This window comes from Brevibacillus sp. MCWH (assembly GCF_013096935.1).
Classification (GTDB): Bacteria; Bacillota; Bacilli; order Brevibacillales; family Brevibacillaceae; genus Brevibacillus; species Brevibacillus aydinogluensis.
In genome coordinates, this window is the sequence record NZ_SDLF01000020.1 from 43,184 (window position 1) to 65,016 (window position 21,833).

Annotated in this window: 23 protein-coding genes; 5 read left to right on the forward strand and 18 right to left on the reverse strand. The window is 54.5% G+C overall.

The features are described from left to right. Window positions 1-197: 197 nt before the first annotated feature. Complete coding sequence (locus tag ETC00_RS15810) at window positions 198-683, forward strand: DUF2062 domain-containing protein (RefSeq protein WP_171567093.1); 486 nt, start codon at window positions 198-200, stop codon at window positions 681-683. Window positions 684-826: 143 nt separating this feature from the next. Here ETC00_RS15810 and ETC00_RS15815 read toward each other — a convergent pair whose 3' ends face one another. After that, window positions 827-1,048, reverse strand: coding sequence for a hypothetical protein (locus ETC00_RS15815; protein WP_171567095.1), 222 nt, complete (start codon window positions 1,046-1,048; stop codon window positions 827-829). Between the two features lie 142 nt (window positions 1,049-1,190). Continuing rightward, a complete protein-coding gene (gene nadE, locus ETC00_RS15820) occupies window positions 1,191-1,943 on the reverse strand; it encodes an NAD(+) synthase (protein WP_171567096.1) in 753 nt (250 codons plus the stop codon). A 120-nt stretch (window positions 1,944-2,063) separates the two neighbouring features. Here nadE and map point away from each other — a divergent pair, with 120 nt between their 5' ends. After that, complete coding sequence (gene map, locus ETC00_RS15825; protein ID WP_171567099.1) at window positions 2,064-2,810, forward strand: type I methionyl aminopeptidase; 747 nt, start codon at window positions 2,064-2,066, stop codon at window positions 2,808-2,810. Between the two features lie 97 nt (window positions 2,811-2,907). On the opposite strand, the gene ETC00_RS15830 is transcribed toward map, so the two are convergent. The 7 genes from ETC00_RS15830 to ETC00_RS15860 all read right to left on the reverse strand — a co-directional run bounded on the left by ETC00_RS15830 (window position 2,908) and on the right by ETC00_RS15860 (window position 8,301). Next, the gene (locus ETC00_RS15830; RefSeq protein WP_171567101.1) at window positions 2,908-3,078 is read right to left on the reverse strand and encodes a hypothetical protein; all 171 of its coding nucleotides are present in this window, start codon (window positions 3,076-3,078) and stop codon (window positions 2,908-2,910) included. Between the two features lie 75 nt (window positions 3,079-3,153). Further along, the gene (locus tag ETC00_RS15835; RefSeq protein WP_171567103.1) at window positions 3,154-3,504 is read right to left on the reverse strand and encodes a PspC domain-containing protein; all 351 of its coding nucleotides are present in this window, start codon (window positions 3,502-3,504) and stop codon (window positions 3,154-3,156) included. 177 nt (window positions 3,505-3,681) lie between these two features. Continuing rightward, window positions 3,682-4,113 (reverse strand): DUF2935 domain-containing protein, encoded by a 432-nt coding sequence (locus ETC00_RS15840; protein ID WP_171567105.1) that lies wholly within the window; start codon window positions 4,111-4,113, stop codon window positions 3,682-3,684. A gap of 99 nt (window positions 4,114-4,212) precedes the next feature. Beyond that, window positions 4,213-4,836, reverse strand: coding sequence for a flavin reductase family protein (locus tag ETC00_RS15845; protein ID WP_171567107.1), 624 nt, complete (start codon window positions 4,834-4,836; stop codon window positions 4,213-4,215). Between the two features lie 18 nt (window positions 4,837-4,854). Continuing rightward, the gene (locus ETC00_RS15850) at window positions 4,855-6,015 is read right to left on the reverse strand and encodes a homogentisate 1,2-dioxygenase (RefSeq protein WP_171567110.1); all 1,161 of its coding nucleotides are present in this window, start codon (window positions 6,013-6,015) and stop codon (window positions 4,855-4,857) included. 34 nt (window positions 6,016-6,049) lie between these two features. Beyond that, window positions 6,050-6,979: a fumarylacetoacetate hydrolase family protein gene (locus ETC00_RS15855; protein ID WP_171567112.1), complete on the reverse strand. Its 930-nt coding sequence runs from the start codon at window positions 6,977-6,979 to the stop codon at window positions 6,050-6,052. 416 nt (window positions 6,980-7,395) lie between these two features. Further along, window positions 7,396-8,301, reverse strand: a complete 906-nt coding sequence (locus ETC00_RS15860) for an RluA family pseudouridine synthase (protein WP_171567114.1) — start codon at window positions 8,299-8,301, stop codon at window positions 7,396-7,398. Window positions 8,302-8,651: 350 nt separating this feature from the next. On the opposite strand from ETC00_RS15860, the gene ETC00_RS15865 reads away from it, so the two are divergent. Further along, complete coding sequence (locus ETC00_RS15865) at window positions 8,652-9,164, forward strand: DUF2269 family protein (RefSeq protein WP_171567115.1); 513 nt, start codon at window positions 8,652-8,654, stop codon at window positions 9,162-9,164. 414 nt (window positions 9,165-9,578) lie between these two features. Here the strand turns inward: ETC00_RS15865 and tpx are convergent, their stop codons facing one another. From tpx to ETC00_RS15880, 3 genes are all read right to left on the reverse strand, one after another. Then, window positions 9,579-10,100, reverse strand: a complete 522-nt coding sequence (gene tpx, locus ETC00_RS15870; RefSeq protein ID WP_171567116.1) for a thiol peroxidase — start codon at window positions 10,098-10,100, stop codon at window positions 9,579-9,581. Window positions 10,101-10,188: 88 nt separating this feature from the next. After that, window positions 10,189-10,722, reverse strand: a complete 534-nt coding sequence (locus ETC00_RS15875; RefSeq protein ID WP_171567117.1) for a hypothetical protein — start codon at window positions 10,720-10,722, stop codon at window positions 10,189-10,191. 48 nt (window positions 10,723-10,770) lie between these two features. Further along, entirely contained in the window at window positions 10,771-11,205 is a 435-nt protein-coding gene (locus tag ETC00_RS15880) for a gamma-glutamylcyclotransferase family protein (protein ID WP_230077252.1), read from the reverse strand. Between the two features lie 180 nt (window positions 11,206-11,385). Here ETC00_RS15880 and ETC00_RS15885 point away from each other — a divergent pair, with 180 nt between their 5' ends. Continuing rightward, window positions 11,386-14,832 carry a pyruvate carboxylase gene (locus tag ETC00_RS15885; RefSeq protein ID WP_171567119.1) on the forward strand — a complete coding sequence of 1,149 codons (3,447 nt, stop codon included), beginning with the start codon at window positions 11,386-11,388 and terminating at the stop codon, window positions 14,830-14,832. Window positions 14,833-14,893: 61 nt separating this feature from the next. Continuing rightward, complete coding sequence (locus ETC00_RS15890; RefSeq protein WP_171567120.1) at window positions 14,894-15,595, forward strand: hypothetical protein; 702 nt, start codon at window positions 14,894-14,896, stop codon at window positions 15,593-15,595. A gap of 110 nt (window positions 15,596-15,705) precedes the next feature. Here the strand turns inward: ETC00_RS15890 and ytfJ are convergent, their stop codons facing one another. The 6 genes from ytfJ to ETC00_RS15920 form a co-directional block, all read right to left on the reverse strand. Beyond that, a complete protein-coding gene (ytfJ, locus tag ETC00_RS15895; protein WP_171567121.1) occupies window positions 15,706-16,164 on the reverse strand; it encodes a GerW family sporulation protein in 459 nt (152 codons plus the stop codon). A gap of 80 nt (window positions 16,165-16,244) precedes the next feature. Beyond that, entirely contained in the window at window positions 16,245-17,600 is a 1,356-nt protein-coding gene (locus tag ETC00_RS15900) for an SIR2 family protein (RefSeq protein ID WP_171567122.1), read from the reverse strand. A gap of 111 nt (window positions 17,601-17,711) precedes the next feature. After that, complete coding sequence (locus tag ETC00_RS15905; RefSeq protein ID WP_171567123.1) at window positions 17,712-18,569, reverse strand: NgoMIV family type II restriction endonuclease; 858 nt, start codon at window positions 18,567-18,569, stop codon at window positions 17,712-17,714. Then, window positions 18,566-19,528, reverse strand: a complete 963-nt coding sequence (locus ETC00_RS15910) for a DNA cytosine methyltransferase (protein ID WP_171567124.1) — start codon at window positions 19,526-19,528, stop codon at window positions 18,566-18,568. The genes ETC00_RS15905 and ETC00_RS15910 overlap by 4 nt, the downstream gene beginning before the upstream one ends. Window positions 19,529-19,868: 340 nt before the next feature. After that, window positions 19,869-20,531: a DUF2953 domain-containing protein gene (locus ETC00_RS15915; RefSeq protein WP_230077253.1), complete on the reverse strand. Its 663-nt coding sequence runs from the start codon at window positions 20,529-20,531 to the stop codon at window positions 19,869-19,871. A gap of 69 nt (window positions 20,532-20,600) precedes the next feature. Further along, window positions 20,601-21,572, reverse strand: a complete 972-nt coding sequence (locus tag ETC00_RS15920; RefSeq protein ID WP_171567126.1) for an S-layer homology domain-containing protein — start codon at window positions 21,570-21,572, stop codon at window positions 20,601-20,603. Window positions 21,573-21,833: the final 261 nt, after the last annotated feature.

Consider the following 21,833-nt stretch of genomic DNA (forward strand, 5'->3'; position numbering starts at 1 on the left):
TTATTCCCATTTAAGGAAGTATAATCTTCTTTGCAGCGAGTGTTGACCTTGCCTGGCAGGCCATGAGTTTGTGCGCCTGTATCGCAACTGTTGTCTAAAAATGACGAATTTTATGGGTTCTCGCCGTGGCTTTCCCACTCACTTTTCGCTATAATGAGTGGGAGTATGGAAATAGGATAAATGAGGGACAAGCCGGAATGTGGAAAAAAATCTACCGCAAGTTGAAATACGAGTACTACAAGCTGATTCGGATGAAAGGGGCGCCCTCTTTTGTCGCCCGAGGTTTCTCCGTCGGCATATTTGTTGAGTTCATCACGCTGCCAACCTTTGGTTTGGCATTCCTCCTGCTGTTTCCGCTGGTCAAGCTGTTTCGCTGCAGTTTGCCCGCCGGATTGATCGGCTTTGTAATCGGAAAAATGATCCTGCCAATCTTTATGGTACTAAATTACAAACTGGGCTACTCCATTATCGGCCGGCCGCTGCATGAACATATGAAGCACAACAACGAGCCGTGGGCAAACTGGATCGCCTGGATGAAGCAAAAAGGACTCGCCTATTTTACCGGCAGCGCGATCATGGGCCTCATCGTCGCAATCGGCAGCTATTTCCTCGTCTACTCCGCTCTGCAGTGGTACCGGCAAAAACGGGCCCGCCGTTCACTTGCCCAACGGCAGTCACGGTAAGCGGGAAAACGGGCGCGTCTCCCTATGCAAAATAAAAAAACAAGACCGGTACCGACAGTTTTGTCGACCCGGTCTCTTTTTTTGACGTTCACGGCAACCGGCGGGTGAAAACAGGCCGTCAATCGAAGCGCTTTGTCACGAGGTTACGCGAAAAAGCCTTTTTCCCGCAGCTGTTCCATGATTTCGGAAACGGTCAGATTTTGCTGCAACAGATTCATGGTAACGTCTACCTGCTCTTCAGACAGGCCGTTTGCCCACAGGCTTTCGCGGACCAACACATCGTTGGGGCTGCGGAAGTAAGCCTGCAGGGTTCGCAACACGCGTCCTTCCAAAGTCGTTTTCAGCATCAGTTCGGTTGTCGACATCTGTTCCACCTCTTTCCTAAACAGATCTGTGCATACTTTCTATTATCGTACAAACGCGGCGGAGAATCAACGTCTTCCCCGTTTCTCCGCGAGCCGCCGAACGGCAAGGCACCGTCATTCGCAGTGACTCGCCTGTCCCTGTCTACACTTCCGGCATCGGACGCCGCTTGTGCTCAGAGATGCGGTGCAGGTAATCTATCCGCTTTTTGGCCTCCGGATCGGTCTCGCCCGTGATCAGCAGTCGGTCCAGATCTTCGTACGAAAAGCCCATTTCCTTTTCGTCCGTCTGCCCTTCCCACAGGTCGGCGGACGGCGCCTTGGTCAGGATGGACTCCGGCACGCCCAGTTCGCGCGCCAAAATGCGTATTTCGTGCTTGGTCAGGCTGGCCACCGGATTGATGTCGGCCAATCCGTCGCCGCCCTTGGTCATGTAGCCGATGTAGATTTCGCTGCGGTTGCAGGTGTCCACCACCAGATAGCCCTTTTGGTTGGCAATCGCGTACAACGTCGTCATGCGCAGCCGCGCCTTGGTGTTTCCTTTGGTTTTGTCGTCAAGGGGAAGCACCTTTTCGATTTCCGGGACGATCGCGTCAAACGCCGGTCCAAGGTCGACGGTCACCAACTGCAGACCAATCGCGTCGGCCAGCTTTTGGGCATCCTCCGCATGAATGGCTTGCGAGTACGCCGGCATCCATACGCCGATCACCCGCTCCCTGCCCAGCGCCCGTACGCAGAGAGCAGCGGATACTGCGCTGTCAATGCCGCCGGAAATCCCCACGACGGCGCCGCCGAGCCCGGGTCCGTCAATCTGCTCACGGATAAAGGCCACGCGCTTTTCCAGATCTTCCTTCACATGAGCCTGGTAGTGAGCCAGGTGCTCTTGAAATTTGTCCATGCAACGTACCCCCATCTTCACTGTCTCTTCCCATCCTACCACGCGGAAATGACGGTGGCAATCAACGGCAAAGAGGTCTACACTAATAACGAGAACAACTGGAACACAAGGAGAGAGCCGATGATTATCCTCAAGACACCGGAAGAAATCGAACGGATGAGGGCAGCCGGCAAAATTCTCGCCGCCTGCCACCGCGCTCTGGCCAAACGGATTCGCCCCGGGGTAACTACCTGGGAAATCGACCAATTTGTCGAGCAATTTCTCGCAAAACACGGAGCCACGCCTGAGCAGAAAGGGTACCAGGGCTACCCCTACGCCACCTGCGCTTCCGTCAACGACGTCATCTGCCACGGGTTTCCCACCAAGGAACCGCTGAAAGACGGCGACATCGTGACGATTGACATGGTGGTAAACCTGGACGGCTGGCTGGCCGACTCCGCCTGGTCGTACGCGGTGGGCAACATCTCACCCGAAGCAAAGCGGCTGCTGCAGGTGACGGAAAAAGCGCTCTATCTGGGTATTGAGCAGGCTGTCCCGGGCAACCGCGTCGGCGACATTTCCCACGCGATTCAAAGCTACGCCGAGGCGCAGGGCTATTCGGTCGTGCGCGACTTTACCGGTCACGGAATCGGCCAACGGATTCATGAAGAGCCGTACATTCCCCACTTTGGACCGCCTGGACGCGGCCCCCGTCTGAAAGAAGGCATGGTGATTACAATCGAGCCGATGCTGAATGTAGGCAGCTACCACGTCAAGATTGACGAGGACGGCTGGACGGCCCGGACTCGTGACGGCAAGCTGTCTGCCCAGTACGAGCACACGATCGCCATTACCGCCGACGGTCCCGTGATTCTGACCAAGCAGTGACAGTCGACCTGACCGTACGGTTAACAAGGTCTGCAAAGAAAAGCGGCAGCTCCCCAAGCAAGGGGGCTGCCGCTTTATTGACTTACGGTGTTGGTGATTAGCGCTGCACACTGTTCGCGTAGCGGTTCATAAGCGCTTCCAATTCCTGCACGTCTTTTTCCAATTCACGGATGTCCTCTTCAATCAACCGCTTCACTTGCTGTTTTTCCCGCAATATCTTGCGGGTCTGTTCCAGCCTTTGCTTCAGATCGAACAAGCCGAGATGCACTGCTTTCCCCTCCCCATTCTATGTAAAGGTTCCACCTTACATGATATGCGGAAGTACGCAGTTGTTGCCGGTTTCTTATAGACCTTTCCATTTCGCCAATTCGGCGCGAAGGCGGTGTACTTCTTGTATCAAAGCCCGTTTTTCCAGGCGCTCAATCTCACTGTCCAGATCAGATCCGTATCCCCGACCGGCAAACAGCGGATCGTACGGATCGCAGGCGTCGTGTCCGTACGGCCAGGCCGGCTCTTTCGGCATGATCAACGCGAGCAGCAGGTAAATCAACAGGGGCACGAAGGTGCACACGGTGAGAATCACCGCTGCCACCCGCACAAGGGTGGAGTCAATTCGCAGGAATCGGGCGATGCCTCCGCACACGCCAAACAGTCGTTTATCGCTGCTGGATCGGTATAAGCGTCTTTCCATCATGACATTCCTTCCTCTCTGTATCCGTTTCTGATGTTACCTCCAAGATACCCGAAAGAAAGGTTGCCCAAAACTGGCCCCAGGGGGATTTGACCTCCGTCCGGGGACGGAGGCCCGCTCCGTCCCGTGAAGCCTGTGGAATGATCTGCTGATGGTGCCGTGTTTTCTGTAGGCAGCGGGCTAGATCAGCGCCTTGGCCATCAGCGCTTCGGTAATGCCGATAAAGTATTCCGATTCACGGCGGATGTGGTTCAACACCGCCAGCGCCGTGGGATTGCTGCGAAACGCCGGACTGTCCGAACCCATCTGATTCAACAGGGCGATAAACTGCTGGCTCTGTTCCATGGAAAACGTGACCAGCTCCCTGATTTGCCGCATGAGCGGATCGCTCACCCTGTTGCAGGAACGGATGACCGCCTCGATGTAGCGGACAAACAAACCCTGCGTCTGGGCAAATGCCTGCTCCCACTCGGCGAGCGCATCGACGAACTCCTCTTCCAGATTGGGCACCAGCTCACGCAGCACAACGGTGTGTTCACTCTCCTGCAGTTTCCAGAATTCACCTTCGTCCAAGATTCTGAGCGGCATCTTTTCATCGTAATGAAATTGCACGCGTACTCCTCCTTTTTTGCATGTAAAAGGGTCCACCACAGTCTATGTGACAGCGGCGGGAGCGTGCCTTTGCCGCCTGGAATCAGAGTGCAGGAAAAATCAGCTGTCCTGCTTTGGCTGATACATCGGCCGCGGCCGTTCAAACAATTCGCCCAGCGTGGCGTACCAGTGGCCGGCCAGGCGGCTGACAGGGGAGAAGGTGTCGATGTCGATCTTGCCGTCTCGGTAAAGGGAATCGTCGATGTGGACGTGCACCACCTCGCCGATGATCAGGTCCGACGCAGCCGGCTCGCCCAGCGTCATGAAACGGTGCAGCCGGCACTCAAAATGGACGCGCGACTCGCCCAGACGCGGCGGGCGGACGGCGACGGACGGCAGTTGGGTCAGCCCCAGCTCTTCCACCTCGCTCACTTCCGGCGGGTAATCGGCGGAGGTCTGATTGACCGCATCCACGTTGAACACGTCCACCATGTTGACGACAAATTCCTTCGTCTCTGCGATGTTGCGGGCCGTGTCCTTCATCACACTGCCCGGCTTGCGTATGACCGCGACGGAAACCAACATCGGTTCAATGCTGGCCACATTGAAGTAACTGAACGGCGCGGCGTTGACCACACCGTCTGCGCTGAGGGACGTGACCCAGGCGATCGGCCTCGGCACGACCCCGCCAATCAAGAGTTTGTATTTGTCCTGGCGCCCGATGGCACTGATGTCGATTTCCATGCGCATCCCCTTTCCTGTTTACGTTTGGGGCGGGAGCCAGCTGGCCATGTAGTCCGGGTCCTCGATGCCAAGCGCCTGGCGCGTCACCATGAGCGGCTTGAACGTGTCCAGCATGACCGCCAGTTCCCTGGTTTCCGTTTTGCCGATGCTCTCTTCGATCTTGCCCGGATGGGGACCGTGCGGAATGCCCATCGGATGGAGGGTGAGGGAGCCTTCGAAGATTCCCTTGCGGCTCATGAATTGGCCGTCCACGTAATAGAGCACCTCGTCGCTCTCCACGTTGCTGTGGTAGTACGGCGCCGGAATCGCCTGCGGGTGGTAGTCGTACAGCCGCGGCACAAAGGAGCAGACGACGAAGTTCTCTCCGGCAAACGTCTGGTGCACCGGCGGCGGCTGGTGAATGCGTCCCGTGATCGGTTCAAAGTCGTGAATGCTGAGGGCGTACGGGTAGAGATAGCCGTCCCAGCCGACCACGTCAAAGGGATGAAAGTCAAACAGATAACTGTACAGGACGGACTGCCGCTTGACGCGCACCTCGAATTCCCCGGCTTCCACGTGCGTCTGCAGCCGCTCCGGGACGCGGATGTCCCGCTCACAATACGGCGAGTGCTCGAGCAGCTGGCCGTGCTCGTTGCGGTAGCGCTTGGGCGGAACGATGTCGCTTTGCGATTCGATCACCAGAAACCTGCTGGGAGCGGACGGCACGATCCGGTACGTGGTGCCGATCGGAATCACCAGATAATCGCCCTGCCGATAAGAGATCGTGCCGAAGATAGTCTCCAGCTCCCCTTCCCCCTGGTGGACAAACAGCAGTTCGTCCCCGTCCGCGTTGCGGTAAAAATACGTCATCGGCTCGGTCGGAGCGCAGACGCCCAGCACCACGTCACTGTTGCCCAAGAGGTACTGCCGGCCTGAAATCGGATCGCCCCCGGCCTTCAGGTCAAAGGTTTTGAAATGCTGGTGCCGCAGATCCGCCTGCTCCACGTACTCCGGCTTCATCTCGCCGCAACGGCGCGTCGCGCGCACCTGCGTCGGCGGATGATGGTGGTACAGGATCGACTGAATGCCGGAGAAGCCTTTCGTGCCCATCACTTGCTCGCGGTACAGCTCTCCGTTCGGTTTGTAAAAAGTGGTGTGCCGCTTTTTCGGCACCTCCCCCATGCGATGGTAAAAGGGCATCCGTTTTTCCTCCCTTCATGTTTTTGCTGAACCTTTATTCGACCACGACGTTGCGCAGAACCCCCAGACGCTCTACTTCTAATTCCACTACGTCCCCCGGCTCAAGCCACGGGCAGCGTTCCGGCCCCAATTCGAGGATGCAGCCGGTCCCCACCGTGCCCGAGCCGATCACATCGCCGGGATAAAGCGGACAATCGGCAGATGCCCGGGCGATCATCTCGGCGAAGGTGTAATGGATGTCGGCCCAACGTCCGCGCGAGTACTCCACGCCGTTTACCCTTGCAATCATGGTGAGATTGTACCGGCTCCCGCTTTCGCCGGGAATGCGGACGTCTTCCAGTTCGTCAGGAGTGACCAGCCATGGCCCCATCGACGTGGCAAAATCCTTTCCTTTTGCCGGCCCGAGTCCCACCTTCATTTCTTCCCGCTGCACGTCGCGGGCGCTCCAGTCGTTCAGGATGCAGTAGCCGGCGATGTGCTCCTCCGCCCGCTCGACGGGAATGTCCACGCCCCCTTTGCCGATGACGCAGGCCACCTCCAGCTCGTAGTCCAGCCAGTGCGCCGCCTTGGGCCGCTTTACCGCCGCTTCCGGTCCGACAAAAGCGGCAGCGTTGGAAAAGTAAAAGACGGGAAAATGATACCACTCCGGAATCATGTCCAGCCCGCGGCGGCCGCGCGCCGTCCTGACGTGCTCCTCAAACGCGTAAAAGTCTCGAAAGCTGCGGGGACGGGGCACGGGAGGACCCAGCACAGCCTGCTCCGCCGGCACCGCGCAGGAAGCCGTATCCGCCTCAATCTCCAGACGCTGCAGCCGCTCCCTCCAGCGCTCCCACTCGTCCAGCAAAGCCAGCACGGAAGCGGGGGCCTCCGGAATCGCCTGCGCGATGTCGATCACAAAACTGCTTCGAAACAAGCCTGCCCGCCAATCTCCCTGGCCGCCGCGACGGTACGACACCAATTTCACGCACATCCCTCCTCGCCATACGCATGTACGCATCCCTGATCTTTTGCATTTTTTGCGCAGCGCTCCTTCTTCGGCAGCCCTGCCGGCTGGGAACGGCACACAAAAAGCCCAGCTTACCCCCAAACCGTCCCGACTGCATGCGAAAACAGAGCATTCCGCTGTCGTCAATGCAAGTCAAGACGGGCATCAGGCGCAAGCTGGGCTCTGTCCGCTACCGAAGAAAACCTTGCGGGCGTTCCCCCGCAGACAGCCAGCCGTCGACACATGCTGCCGCTCTTCTCTTGTCTGTCTCTATCCTCATCATAACGGAAACACTTTCCTATTGCCAGAGGAAATTGACGAAATGTTGTCACTTATCTGCCGACGTGCACGCTCCCCGCCGATGCGTACGTCAGGGAGCCGTACGTCTGAATTGATTAGTCCCGGTGTCCGAAAACGCGCTCCGCCAGTTCCTGCATGTCTGCCGGTATCGGTTCGCTCCACTCCATCGCCTGCCCGCTGCGCGGATGGACAAACGACAATCTGGTCGCGTGCAGTGCCTGACGGCCGATGAGGGCCCGGCTGCCGCCGTACAGGTCGTCGCCTGCCAGCGGATGACCGAGATGGCTCATGTGGACGCGGATTTGATGCGTGCGGCCCGTTTCCAGCTTCAGTTCCAGCCAGCTCATCCCGCCGCCTGTCGCCAGCACCCGGTAATGGGTGACTGCCGGCTGGCCGTCCGGCCGCACCTCGCGCACGATGATCGAATCGTCGCGCAGGCCAATCGGGGCATCGATCGTTCCTTCCTCTTCGGCCACGATCCCTTCGACGATCGCATGGTACCAGCGGTGCAGCGTCCGCTCTTTCTGCATGCGGCTGAACTGCTCGTGGGCCCATTGGTTTTTGGCGACGATCAGCAGGCCGGACGTGTCCTTGTCCAGCCGGTTGACGGGGCGAAACTTGCGCCGCTCCCCCCGCTCCCGCCAGTAGGCGACCACGCCATTGGCCAGCGTTCCGCCCGTGTGTCCGCCAGTGGGATGAACGACGAGTCCCGCAGGCTTGGCGATAACCAGGATGTCCTCGTCTTCGTGACGGATGGCCAGTTCCATTGGCTCCGGCTGCACCGTTTCTTCCTCTTCGGCGGGCACCAGGATGGCCACGTCATCCCCCGGCCGCAGCCGCTCCGTGACGAAAACAGGCGTTCCGTTGCGGGTGATCGCTCCCTGGTATTTGGCCCGGACCAGAAGCCGTCGGGACACCCCGAACCGTTTTTGCAGCGCATCGCGAATCGTCATATCCGCTTCCCGCTCCGTAGCCGTAAACCGTATCAGTTCTTCCAACATGTCGTCTCTCCTTTGTCGGAAACCCTTCCTGGTCAGTATAGCACAAACGGAGGGACGGCACTGTTCAGCCGCCATCCTGGAGCCTGGAACCTGGAGACTGGAGCCCGCGCCAATTTCCCGCGGAAGAGTTGCAGATACAAATGCAGATTTTAATGTCAACCTATGTGAGAGGGGCGTACGGCTGTTTGGATGATCGAAGCCGTACGCTGACCATCACACGGAAAAACGATGATCCCCTTCTGGAGTCTTAGGCGAAAACAGTCCCGGGATGGACGAAATGCTTCTTCACACAAATTATAATGTCGACCAAAAGTATTACATCATCGAAATGAAAGGTGGAATTTCTGCGGATGGCTGTACGACTCGGTATCCGAACAAAACAATTATTGGTTTCGATACACGTGATTGCCGTTGCTCTGTGGTTCGGTGGTACGATGGGCATGTTCTTGCTTGGCTTGTATGCAAAAAATGCGGAAAATGGTGCACAGCTGTATTATACCCTGGCAAGCATGCACGTCATTGATGAAAGCATGCTAAAATACCCGGCGCTCGCCACATTGATCACGGGTGTCATGCTGTCCGTATGGACTCACTGGGGACTTTTCAAACATTACTGGGTTGTCATCAAGTTTGTCTTAACCATTGGTACCATTCTTCTGGGCATTTTCTTTCTCCAAGATTGGTTTTCTTTTCTGCTCACAACCGCAGAGCAATTGGGCTTTTCGGCAATCCAGCGTGAAGATTTTCAAAATACCTGGCTCTCCATGATCGTAACTGGTTCGTTTAACCTTCTCTGTTTGATATTGATGACGTTCGTTACCTACATGAAGCCGTTTGGAAAAATCAAGAAAAGGGAATCGTGACACCATCAAACAAGCTGCCAATAATGGCAGCTACAGACTGAAGACAAACTGTTTATTTAGTAAGTGTCCACAAGGAAGTAATTTTCATGTTTTCCAGGCCGGAAGGCCTGCACATTCATCAACCGAAGCTGAAGACAACGTACATCGCATGGAGGGATGGGCCAAGCGAGCTCCTTTGACGACCTGCTCAGCGGAAAAACGAAAGACGCGGGGAAAAACAGGGGGCACAAGTCTCACTTCGCCGAAACACCCAGATGTTTGCCCCCTGCCCGCGTCGCGTTTTGGAGCGGACATCATCCACTTCTTTGCTGGGCGTCAAGAGAGCGAGCGGGCCCGATCTCCCATGCGCCACGGACTTTGTCTACATGCTGAAACCCCCTCGTTTGACGAAGGGGTTATTGCATAGAACATCCGTTATTTCGCTGCTTTGGCCGCCGCGATTGCCGCCTCGTAGTTCGGATGTTCACCCACGGCCGGCACGTATTCGGCGTATACCACCTTGTCGTTGGAATCGACGACGAAGACGGCGCGGGAGAGCAGACGAAGCTCCTTGATCACGACGCCGTACGCGAGACCAAACGACAGATCGCGGTGATCGGACAGGGTTTGCACCTTGTCGATGCCGGCGGCGCCGCACCAGCGGGCTTGGGCAAACGGCAGGTCAACGGAGATGGTCAGGACGGTCACGCCGTCCAGTTTGGCTGCTTCCTCGTTAAACCGGCGGGTTTGCGCGTCGCACACGCCCGTGTCCAGAGACGGAACGACAGAAATGATACGTACAGTGCCTTTGGAATCAGCCAGAGTTACCGGCGTCAGGTTGTTGGCCAGCACGGTAAAATCGGGAGCGGTGTCACCCACTTTGATTTCCGGGCCCAGCAGGGTGACCGGGTTGCCTTTGAACGTGACCACGCCTTGGCGTTCGATCGTAGCAGTCATGAACATTTCCTCCTCACCAGAGATTCATATGTACCTAACTTATCATACTCTATTTTTCTACCTTTTTCACTATGCAAACAGTAGAATTTTACACCTGGAAGCGGACGTGTTTCTCCGTTCGCTGATCCACTTTGTCAATGCGTTTTACTTCGTGTTCGTACTCCCAGTTGCTCCTCATGTTCAGTTCGTGGCAGCGCATCAGCGCGTGAAAAAGGGCAAACTCGAAGCTCACCCGTTTCAATACGTACTGCGTGCTCATCGACTGGGGCAGGATCGTATTGACAATCTCGATCCGGTAGGTGGCCTTCTCCCGTGAGCGGCGGGTCGGCACGACATAGCCCATCTGTTTCAAGACAAAACCGTAGTCAAACTCTCCGTTGTCGTCAAAGTCGATCGTCTCGTCCGAGGTGGCCAAAAGCTGCAAACACTCGCTTGCGTCCATCCGCTCAAAACAGGCGGGCTTGGGCAGGGCGAGAACGGAACCGTCGCTGTTGACGAAGTAGATGTGATCGCGGTAGTGAAAGATCAGTTCGTCCTCCGGGATGTCGTCAACATACATCCAGTTGGCCGCTGGAATCAACAGCCGCCAGATGTCGGCGGGCGCGGCATGCAACAATTCCATGGCAGGGCTCCCTCCTTTCCCTACCATTCTGGGCAAAAAGGCACACCCCTATTCTCTCTTGCGGCGCATGAAGGCCTCCCAATCGCCGTCGGCCAGGAAGATGCCGGTCTGTCTCGCAAAGGCTTCGTCCACGAAGCGATACACGTAGACGCGCTGTTCTTCCCCCGTTGTCACCAGCCGCGCCGTCATGATTTCGCGCTCGTATTCGTTGCGCGGGTCGCCCGGTCCAAAATACGTCTCCAGTTCGTCCAGACCGCGCAGCGCTTCGTCGTACACGTCCGGCGAAAACAGGAGCACGCCTCCCTTAACCGTTCCCTCCCCTTCTCTCAGCAGACCGGGATACCCGGTGGGCAAATGGTAGAGCTGCCCTTTTACTTCCGCCGGCAGTGCCTGGTGGGGATACGGTTTGACGTACAGCTCCCAGTTGCGAAACCCTGGCAGCAGCGAACCGTAGACGAAAACGGGCAATCGATGTGGATTCATCTGGTTTCCTCCTGTCATTTACGAATATTTGCCGATGACACAACGGCTTACATTCAGGAAATGTCTCCTCTCACTCCCGGAATGGTAAAAAAAACTGATGTTTCCTCTCGCGCATTTTTGTATATTTACACTATATATAATTTTCGCTCACGACTGCGAGAGAAGAAGGGGGAGAGCACCATGCACAAGCGCAAGATCAACCGGCTGTTGGTCGCCAACCGCGGGGAAATCGCCATTCGCATTTTCCGCGCCGCTACCGAGCTGGGGATTCGCACCATCGCCATCTACTCGGAACAGGACAACGTCTCCATTCACCGCTTCAAAGCGGACGAGTCCTATCTGGTGGGGGCCGGCAAAGGCCCGATCGAAGCCTACCTGGACATCGACAGCATTATTGAGATCGCCAAACGCAACGACGTCGACGCCATTCACCCGGGCTACGGTTTTCTCGCTGAAAACGCCGAATTTGCCCGCCGCTGCGAGCAGGAAGGGATCATTTTCATCGGCCCGTCGCCCGAGCTGATTGAGGCGTTCGGCGACAAGGTGGAGGCACGCCGAATGGCGATCAACGCAGGCATCCCGGTGATACCGGGGACGCCGGAACCGATCGAGACGATGCAGGATGCGTTGCTGTTTGCCAAAGAGCACGGCTACCCGATCATCATCAAGGGCGTGTCGGGAGGCGGCGGCCGGGGCATGCGCATCGTGCGCAGCCAGGACGAGCTGCAGGAAGCGCTCGATCGGGCCCGCTCCGAAGCCCGCTCGTCGTTTGGCAACGCCAAGGTGTATCTGGAGCGCTATCTGGAAAAGCCGAAACACATCGAGGTGCAGATCCTTGGCGATTCACACGGCAACATCGTGCACCTGTACGAACGGGACTGCTCGGTGCAGCGCCGCCACCAAAAGGTCGTGGAAGTGGCCCCCAGCCTGGCGCTGGATGACGAACTGCGCGAGGCCATCTGTCAGGCCGCGCTGAAGCTGATGAGACAAGCTGGCTACAGCAACGCCGGCACTGTCGAGTTTCTGTTGACGCCGGATCGCCAGTTTTACTTTATTGAAGTAAATCCACGCATTCAAGTGGAGCACACGATTACCGAACTGATCACCGGCATTGACATCGTGCAGGCGCAGATCCGCATCGCCGAAGGGCACGCGCTGTCCGATCCGGAAATCGGCATCCCGTCGCAGGAGGCGGTGCAGATGAGCGGCTACGCCATCCAGTGCCGCGTCACCACGGAAGACCCGGAAAACAACTTCCTGCCCGATGCGGGACGGCTTTTGGCCTGGCGCTCCGGCGGCGGCTTCGGCGTGCGGTTGGACGGCGGCAATGGCTACCCCGGCGCGATCATTACGCCCTACTACGACTCGCTGTTGGTGAAAATTTCCACCTACGCGACCACCTTTGACCAGGCCGCCCGCAAAATGCTGCGCACGCTGCGCGAATTCCGCATTCGCGGGGTAAAAACCAATCTGCCCTTTTTGGAGAACGTCGTCACGCATCCCGATTTCTTGAGCGGCCAATACGACACCTCGTTCATCGACACCAAACCGGAACTGTTCATCTTCCCGGGCCGCCAAGACCGCGGCACCAAGCTGCTTACCTACATCGGCAACACGATTGTCAACGGGTACCCGGGCCTGCCAAAGCAGGAGAAAAAACCGCACTTTGACACGCCGCGCATCCCCCGGACCTCGTTTGCCCAGCCGTACCCGGACGGCACCAAACAGATTCTGGACCGCGAAGGCGTGGACGGGCTGATTCGCTGGATTCGTGAACAGAATCGGGTGCTGATTACCGACACCACCTTCCGTGACGCCCACCAGTCGCTGTTTGCCACCCGCGTGCGCACCTACGATCTGGCGGCAGTGGCGGAAGCGACCGGCAAGCTGGGCGCCGGCCTGTTCTCGCTGGAAATGTGGGGCGGTGCGACGTTTGACACATCGATGCGCTTTTTGCGGGAATCTCCCTGGGAGCGGCTGCAGATCCTGCGCGAGCGCATCCCCAACATCTTGTTCCAGATGCTCCTGCGCGGAGCCAACGCCGTCGGCTACACCAACTACCCGGACAACGTCATCCAGGCGTTCGTCAAGGCCTCGGCGGAAAACGGCATCGACGTCTTCCGCATCTTTGACAGCCTGAACTGGCTGCCGGGCATGCAGACGGCCATCGACGCCGTGCGCGAAAGCGGCAAAGTGGCGGAAGCGGCCATCTGCTACACCGGCGACATTCTGGACCCCAGCCGAACCAAGTACACCTTGCGCTATTACGTCGACCTGGCCAAGCAGTTGGAAAAGGCGGGGGCGCACATCCTGGCGATCAAGGACATGGCCGGCCTGTTGAAGCCATATGCCGCCTACGAACTGGTCCGCGCCCTGAAACAGGAGATCGGCATCCCGATCCACCTGCACACCCACGATACGTCCGGCAACGGCGTGGCAATGCTGCTGAAGGCTATCGAAGCGGGCGTAGACATCGTCGACGCCTGCGTCAGCTCCATGTCGGGGCTTACCTCCCAGCCCAGCCTCAACGCGCTGGTCGCTGCCCTCGACCATACGGAGCGGCAAACGGGCCTCTCACTCGAAGCGTTTAACAAGCTGTCCGACTACTGGGAAGACGTCCGGCCGCTGTACCAGGGCTTTGAGAGCGGCATGAAGGCGAGCAATACGGAAGTGTATGTGCACGAAATGCCAGGCGGCCAGTACACCAATCTGGAGCAGCAGGCCAAGGCGGTCGGCCTCGAGGGACGGTGGGACGAGGTCAAACAGATGTACGCCACGGTGAACCAGATGTTCGGCGACATCGTCAAGGTCACCCCCTCCTCCAAAGTGGTGGGCGACATGGCGCTGTTCATGGTGCAAAACGGCCTGACCGAAGAAAACATCTGGGAAAAGGGACAGCGGCTCGACTTTCCCGACTCCGTCATCCAGTTCTTCCAGGGCTATCTCGGACAGCCGCCGGGCGGTTTCCCGAAAAAGCTGCAGGAACTGGTGCTGAAAGGGCGGGACGCCTTCACGGCACGGCCGGGCGAACTGCTCCCCCCTGTCGACTTTGCCAAGGTAGCGGCCGAACTGGAGGAAAAAATCGGCCGGGAGCCGAGCGAGCTGGATGTGCTGGCGTACATCATGTATCCGCAGGTCTTCCTGCAGTACGACCAGAGCGTCAAAGAGTACGGCGACCTGTCCGTTCTGGACACCGCCACCTTCTTCTACGGGCTGCGTCCGGGCGAAGAGACAGCGATCACGATCGAGCGCGGCAAGACCTTGATCATCAAGCTGGTCGCGGTCGGCGATCTGCATCCGGACGGGCGGCGCATTATCTACTTTGAGTTGAACGGACAGCCGCGGGAAATCTTCATCCACGACCAGTCCGCCCAGGTTGCGGAACAGACCCGCCGCAAGGCCGACCCGCAAAATCCTGCCCATCTCGGCGCCTCCATGCCGGGCAAGGTGTTGAAGGTGCTGGTGGCGGAAGGCGACAAAGTGCGCAAGGGCGAACATTTGCTGGTCAGCGAAGCGATGAAGATGGAGACCACCATTCAGGCGCCGATTGACGGCAAGATCAAAGCGGTTTACGTCAAGGCAGGCGACGCCATTGAGACGGGCGATCTGCTCGTGGAAATGGAATAATGCGGCAAATCGTTTTATAATGGAAGGAGAAACAATCCGACGCTGAAGGGAGGAGATCGTCATGAGACCGGCTGCGATCAGCCAAGTGCCGTACCGGTACAGGGTGGACAGCTACCGCGCCCACATGGCCCAGGCCAAGCTGAGCGCCCCCGTCGAGCCCATTCGCGGCTACAGTCTGCACCCGTTTTTCGCCAAACAGCGGCAGTGGACGGTGGAGGTGGCCAATGTTTTGTCCCGCTTCTACCGGTACTCAACGGAACTGGAACTGGCGGCACGGCAGTTTGCCCCATCCCGTCAAAGGAGTCTTGGCAATACAGACGGTGCCGCACCAGACGTGGACGAGCTGCTGCGTCGGACGCGTCAACTGACGGATCGATACAATCGGCTGCAGCGCTTTTGGCGGGAGCGTCCCGATTCGTTTGCACCCGGTCCGGACGATACCTTCTTTCGCATTACCCGGGCCGCACAAAGCGTACTGCCCAAATACGGCATCCGGCTGCAGCAGGACGGCAGCCTGGCTGTGGACGACGCCGCTTTCCGCCAGGGAGTCGCCCAGGATTACGCCGGCTTTGAACAAGCGATGCAGGACTTGACACAGTCGTTTCGGCAGGTGGCGGATCGCCTGCAGGCCGCTCCTTCGGGGGGCTATGTACGCCGCACCCGGACACCAACGGGTGTCAATGCGTACGAATCGTCCTTGCTGCCGAACCTGTTTTTCCGGCACGCGGCCAGCACCGGCCTGTTCGTTAATCAATTGTGGTGATGGCGTCACAGCAGGACGGACTTACAGCATATATAAGAATTACGCCTGCAATGCACAACAGGTATGCCTTTCATGCGGCATACCTGTTGTTTTCATATGGTCGGTTTCGTTTAGCTGCGCTTGATCAGTTCTTCCAAGTCGTGTTCGTCCGCGTCGGTGATATACGTGGTGGACGTCACGGACGCCTGCTCTTTCTTGCCCATCAAGCTCTGCAGTTTGTCCACAACCTGCGGAATCGAGTCCAGTATCCGATCGTACAGATGGGTCGTATTTTCCAACGGAATCGAGCGAATTCCCTGCTTGCCCACGACCAAAAACGCCACCGGCGTGATCGACACCCCGCCGCCGCTTCCCCCGCCGAACGGATGGCCGAGGACTCCGGCATGATCCTTCTCATACTGGAATTCGCTTCCTCCCGCTGCGAAACCAAACCCAACCTTGGAGATCGGCAGTATTACGCTGCCGTCCGGCGTCTCCACTGGATCACCGATAATTGTATTGACATCCACCATTTGCTTGATGTTTTCCATTGCGGTTCTCATTAATCCCTGAATGGGATGGTCTGCCATGGAATGATACCTCCTCATTTGCACAACTAATCACGTTATATAGGTGATATCATTCCCTTCTCGAATCGCTTTCATGAATATTACACTTCAACAGTGTACTGTTCTTTATTTTTGACTTTTTTAAGCAATATTACTGCTGCTTCAGAATATTTACTAAAATCTGTATTACCCACTTTTATCCTTATGTGATATTTGTTGTCGGATGTTTTTATATTGATTCCAGTTTCAACCTTGATCTGTTCAATCAATCTGTTGGCATGGTGCCATGACTTATAACCTAGCTGATTTGCCACTTGTGTTAAGTTAAATGGATAACCAGCATTCAGTGCAGTTGGGTTAGTTAATGTAGTAATACCATATATTTTGGCAAGTTCCCCTTCTATGTTTAAAGCGTTCTCCAATATTTTAAAATCAACTTCCACTGTTTTCCTCGGAATATCACAACGAACCATTTCGTACGTTCTAGCTATTATTGCGCGAAGTAACTTCGGATTTACTTTTTCGATTGCGCCATTTGTTCCGAATGCCTTAAACACCCAATCAAACGAATCTGCTACAATGCTTTTTATCCTGACACTGCGGTGTGGATCTACTGAAATTAGTTTTTCACGGGATGGTAATGCTTTTTTTCTAATTTCATCATCCCATTCTAGAATATAAATATTAGGAATCAGTTCATTATTAGTTGCTATTATTTCATCGATATCACAAAGAATGCTCTTTATGTTGGGATCTTCCGCACTATAGCCAACAAACAATAATGGATGTTCTGCAAAATAAGTCAGTAGCTTAGCACTAAGATACTTTTTTTTCGTTGTAAACTCTTTATAATCGTCGCTCGTTAATATTAAACTTTCTGGTTTAGATATACAGCCATGAATTTTAAAAATTTCACCAATACTAGTATGATTTAATTTCAATACCTGCTGTCCAATTATGGGGGTATACTCGTGAAAAATCATTTCCAAAAAATTATCATAGTTTGTGGTTATAATGGCATGGGGACGAATCTCTTGCAAAGCCGAAATTTCCTCTGAATATTTCGATTGAATCTGACTTAGTGAATCCGGGGTTATTTTTTCTAAATATTCTTTAATCATGTATTTAATATAAATATCTGGAGGCGTATCTTCTTCAAACAATTCAGGTGGGAAAAAGTCCTTTCCCTCTCTCCAGGCCCATTCACGGTATTTATCCGAAAAAACTTTACCAATTTCAATTAAGTCTTTATTGTAAGTCTGTTTATAATATAAAAAATCCTCCTCAATTCTAGGGCAATTAGAAGCTAAATACCTTAAAAGTTGCTCCCAGTTAGGACCATTAAAGTAGCGCTTCGAGATTCCTGATCCAACAAACAAAATTGGCTGACACCCCATATTTTCCAAGCAGAGTGAAACATCTTCAGTAACCTCCTCTATATATCGTTCGTATGACATTTTACCTCCTCCTCTACAAAAAATTATAACACTTTAGTCATAAATATTCTCAACTGCACTTAAATTAAATAGGACGCTATTTTAATCCCAGCGTCCCTAAAATCGTAATTACTACGTCGCCAGATCCAATGGTAGATCGGAAATGTCCTTCAACCGCTTCCCCTCAATCATGATATTTAACAGTTCGAGAGAATCCTCTGCATTTGCCATTTCCACCGATTGTTTAAGCTCATCTAGGGCGAAATGATAAACACAATCTATATCACCTGTTCCAAGCGCAATGGATGCCAGACGACTTGGCAATGGTTCTGCTGTAACAACCACAATGTGCGGTAGATGTCCCTTACGGTTTCGAATCAAGTTCAACGCCTCTGATCGACTGTTTTGACTTCGGTCAGAACGAATCGTCCACTTCGAAGAAATGCTAGCGTGAAGCAGCGGCTTTCCTCCGTTAATTGCTCGAATCGCTGCACGGCGGCTAACGTTTAGATCAACCAAGAGTTTATCTCTATTCAACTCCTCATCCAGCAAAAGATTCTGAACTATAATTATATCAGGTGTAATCGTATAATCATTACCAAGAGCAGCAGCAAGCTCTGGATTGTTTTTGGATGCTTCGTCTAATGCAGTTAAATGAGCATATTGCTCAAATCCAGCTATCGCCATTCTGTTGCGATTCCCGATTTTCTTAATCTCCCAGCTACCAGGACGTATATGATTAAGTGCCAAAAAAGTATCACGAATAAACTCTGCATTAATTGTCTCAAATTCACTACCGCTTGTTTGACCTGCCAATCTTTCTCCTGTTGCGGATTTCAGAATTTCGGCTATCCCCTTCGCAATTCTCACCGATAATTTACTGTCTTTATCAGCATTACTTGGAACTCCTTGACTATTAATTGTAAGTACCGAATGCAATAGCGAGGTATGATATTTTTTTCGTGCTTCAGCAATTATCGCATTTGTCATAGCCCATTTATCCTTTTCAATTTTGTTGTAATTCCAGCTTCTAAACACTTTCGAATTTCCAGTCCAACAGCTTGAGCAACTGGCGGAGGAAATGCATTGCCGATTTGACGATAGGCTGGTGTTTTCTTTCCAAAAAATTGCCAAGAATCAGGAAAACCTTGTAACCGCGCAACCATTCTTGTGGTTAATCTGGGTAAACCAATAAAATTTGGCTCGGGCGCTTGGTCAGCTATGCCCATTCCATCAACACCTAGAGCTGCCCATGCCCGTTTGGCACGTGTCGGCCCCAGATCAGGCCCTCCATGCTTCTTTGACCCCCCTACAATGGTTGGTGCAATATCGTTTGCCCACTCTTTCCAGCGATTAGCTAAAAACCATCCATTCTCAGCCATAAGGTCATACAATGTCTCTCCTACTGTCGGTGGTCGATGACACAAAGGCTTTGGCCAGTTGAAGTTATGGGCAAGGTCTTTCCTTATCGCGACAAATACAACACGCGGACGAAGTTGAGGAACCCCAAAATCAGAAGCGTTTAATAGCTTCCATCCTGCTTTATATCCCATTTTACGTAGATCATCGACAATTTTTTCTCGATAATCATCGAATATTGCATCTAATAACCCACGAACATTTTCAAGCATAACCGCCTTTGGTTGGATTTCCTCAACCAAGCGAATTGCTTCTGGAAACAAATCGCGTTCATCATCCTGTCCAAGCTGTTTACCTGCCTTTGAAAACGGAGGACAAGGAACACCTCCCGCGAGTAAATCAATGCCCTTAAAGTTTCTTCCAGAGAAATTTCGCAAATCGTCTTCTATAACATTCCAGTGAGGTCGATTTAGACGTAGAGTTGCGCAAGCTGGAGAATCTATTTCGACAAGCGCCACATGTTCAAATCCTGCTAATTCAAGACCAAGAGCTTGTCCACCGGCTCCTGCACATATTTCAAGTGAATTCATTTGTGTTACTCTCCTAACTGTCCTGCTTGAGACTTAAGTATAGATGATATTAGACCGCTATTCAAGATATCACAAACGAACGTTAGTTCTTATTATTATCTTAAAATGATAATAAGCTAAAGTCAAAGTAAATGAAAATCGAAAAGACATGTTTCACAAAGTGAACATGTCTAAACAGTTTTTCTAGGGGGCTAGCACAGCTATTTTTGTTAAAAGTTCGCAGATTTATACGCATTTGTTAGCATGCCCAAAACAAGAACGGGGCATGTACCGGGGGACTGATGTCATCCGCTTTGGGAAAACGAGCACAGTCCGCTTCCGGACGTCGATTGTAACAGCTTCATGCCTCGGTCGGCGCCGTTTTCCACTCGCGCCGGCGTCCGATTTGCCAGCGAAGCAGCAGCCGTATGCCGGCCAACAGCACGTGTCCCAGCCAAACATGCAAAACGCAGCGAAACTGTGTCCGGATCACTGCCTGGTTCCAGACCGGCTGCACACTGAGACGCGGAATGCTGCGCAGCGAGACAGCGCCGGAAAAGACGCTCACCAGCATGCTTTTGACTCCCCAGGCGAGCCCCAACAGCGTGCCTGTTTCCGCAGCTTCTCCCGTTCCCAACACGGTATGCCACTCCAGGCGGGAACAGCGGATCTGACGCACAAACGCCCGTACTACCGGCTGCAGGTCATGCACCCGTTTCAGCAGGTCCTGGTACTTGTTTTTCCACTGCTTCACCTGTCTGGAGGTGACGTCCTGAATCGATTCGTCCATCACCGACTGCCCGCTCACCTTTTCGACCTTCGCTTTCAATTCCGTCCCTTCCTGCGTCTGCTTCAGCAGCAGGACCGGCAGTTCGTACTTTCTCCTAATCAGACGAAACCAGGCGGAGATTTCCACCACGAGATGGTCGTTTTCCCCGACCCGATTGTAGGCAATCGCGATCCGTATCGGCGTCACAGCTATTATCGCTACCAGAGCAAGGAAGCCCACGATCAGCCAGACCATCAAAAAATCCCACCCTTTCCCTGTTAGTATGAATGGAAAGAGTGGGAATTATGTTCCATGTATGGGTTGTCAATCCAGAATATAAACGCGCACATTCTTTTGCAGACCGTGGTTTCGCTCTTGCTGCAGGGTCGGCAGGAACAGGTCCACGTGATGCTGTTTGACCGCCCCTCCGATGTCGGCCGCGACCGCGTAGCCGTACCCTTCAATGTACAGGTGGCTTCCCAGCGGAATAACGTTGGGGTCGACCGCCACGACACCCTTGCGCAGCGGGTAGCCCAGATAAGAGAACACGTTGTCGCTCGGGTAGCTGTACGCCGTCGTCTGCACCGTCAGCATCCGTTCGTACGGCGTACCGATATTGGCCAGTCTCTGCTGCGCTGCCTGTGGCTTGTCGGGAAGCAGATGGAGGGCGGCGTACGTGGCTGCTTCCGCTCGGGTCATCGGCTTGTCCGGCTTCAGGGTGCTGTCAGGATAGGCACCGACCAGACCGTTCTTCAGCGCGTACACAAACGGCCGCTGGAACACTTCCCCCACTGCTTGCCCGTCGGGATAATGCAAAAGCGTCTTGTAGGAAGCCGTCCAGCCGAGCTGGTTTACCTTTCCGCTGTCTCCGGTCGCCCGTGTCAGGATGGAGACCAGTTCTTCCCGCTGCACGGGATTGCCGGGATGCAGGTACACTCGACCGCCTATCTTTTGGCCGTGGATGATCCCCAGCCGGTATGCGGTGTCGGCGTAGGGGGCCAGCCAGCTGTCACGCGGCACGTCTGCAAACGGCGAGGTATTGCCCGCCACTGGCTTAATCCCTTTTGCCTTGAGAAACATTGCGATCAATTCGCCGCGGGTGACCGGATCGTCCGGACGGAAGCGCTCCGCCCGTTCAACGCCCCCCGCTATGTACAGGTTGTTGATTTCTTTTTTTGCCCAATGTCCGTCAACGTCAGCAAATGGTGTGGTTACAGGTGTTGTCTCCGCCTCTGCCGCCGGCGCGCCCATCCCGAAGATGGCTGCCAGAGAGGCCAGGATCAGCAGCTTTCTCATCATCAACCTCCTGAAACAAACATGCTGATTTTTCTCTCGTTTCATTCTATCGGAAAATTGTCAGAAAACAACCTACAATGTTTGCCAGCGATTTCCCGATTTCCCGTCAAAAAGGAAAACCCCTTTCCTGTTTGTGGTCAAGACCCCATTTTGTAGACACTTAAAAAACCCCCGGCCGTTAGGCCGCATGCTGACGCCTGTACTCGACTGGCGTCAGCTTATTTAATTTGATTTGCAAACGCTCCTCATTGTAAAAACGAA

Bases quoted from the DNA above. Each gene is read 5' to 3' on its own strand.
- ETC00_RS15810 (WP_171567093.1), top strand. From the start codon at position 198: ATGTGGAAAAAAATCTACCGCAAGTTGAAATACGAGTACTACAAGCTG.
- ETC00_RS15815 (WP_171567095.1), bottom strand. From the start codon at position 1,048: ATGTCGACAACCGAACTGATGCTGAAAACGACTTTGGAAGGACGCGTG.
- nadE (WP_171567096.1), bottom strand. From the start codon at position 1,943: ATGGACAAATTTCAAGAGCACCTGGCTCACTACCAGGCTCATGTGAAG.
- map (WP_171567099.1), top strand. From the start codon at position 2,064: ATGATTATCCTCAAGACACCGGAAGAAATCGAACGGATGAGGGCAGCC.
- ETC00_RS15835 (WP_171567103.1), bottom strand. From the start codon at position 3,504: ATGATGGAAAGACGCTTATACCGATCCAGCAGCGATAAACGACTGTTT.
- ETC00_RS15845 (WP_171567107.1), bottom strand. From the start codon at position 4,836: ATGGAAATCGACATCAGTGCCATCGGGCGCCAGGACAAATACAAACTC.
- ETC00_RS15850 (WP_171567110.1), bottom strand. From the start codon at position 6,015: ATGCCCTTTTACCATCGCATGGGGGAGGTGCCGAAAAAGCGGCACACC.
- ETC00_RS15860 (WP_171567114.1), bottom strand. From the start codon at position 8,301: ATGTTGGAAGAACTGATACGGTTTACGGCTACGGAGCGGGAAGCGGAT.
- ETC00_RS15865 (WP_171567115.1), top strand. From the start codon at position 8,652: ATGGCTGTACGACTCGGTATCCGAACAAAACAATTATTGGTTTCGATA.
- tpx (WP_171567116.1), bottom strand. From the start codon at position 10,100: ATGACTGCTACGATCGAACGCCAAGGCGTGGTCACGTTCAAAGGCAAC.
- ETC00_RS15875 (WP_171567117.1), bottom strand. From the start codon at position 10,722: ATGGAATTGTTGCATGCCGCGCCCGCCGACATCTGGCGGCTGTTGATT.
- ETC00_RS15880 (WP_230077252.1), bottom strand. From the start codon at position 11,205: ATGAATCCACATCGATTGCCCGTTTTCGTCTACGGTTCGCTGCTGCCA.
- ETC00_RS15885 (WP_171567119.1), top strand. From the start codon at position 11,386: ATGCACAAGCGCAAGATCAACCGGCTGTTGGTCGCCAACCGCGGGGAA.
- ETC00_RS15890 (WP_171567120.1), top strand. From the start codon at position 14,894: ATGAGACCGGCTGCGATCAGCCAAGTGCCGTACCGGTACAGGGTGGAC.
- ytfJ (WP_171567121.1), bottom strand. From the start codon at position 16,164: ATGGCAGACCATCCCATTCAGGGATTAATGAGAACCGCAATGGAAAAC.
- ETC00_RS15900 (WP_171567122.1), bottom strand. From the start codon at position 17,600: ATGTCATACGAACGATATATAGAGGAGGTTACTGAAGATGTTTCACTC.
- ETC00_RS15905 (WP_171567123.1), bottom strand. From the start codon at position 18,569: ATGACAAATGCGATAATTGCTGAAGCACGAAAAAAATATCATACCTCG.
- ETC00_RS15910 (WP_171567124.1), bottom strand. From the start codon at position 19,528: ATGAATTCACTTGAAATATGTGCAGGAGCCGGTGGACAAGCTCTTGGT.
- ETC00_RS15915 (WP_230077253.1), bottom strand. From the start codon at position 20,531: ATGGTCTGGCTGATCGTGGGCTTCCTTGCTCTGGTAGCGATAATAGCT.
- ETC00_RS15920 (WP_171567126.1), bottom strand. From the start codon at position 21,572: ATGAGAAAGCTGCTGATCCTGGCCTCTCTGGCAGCCATCTTCGGGATG.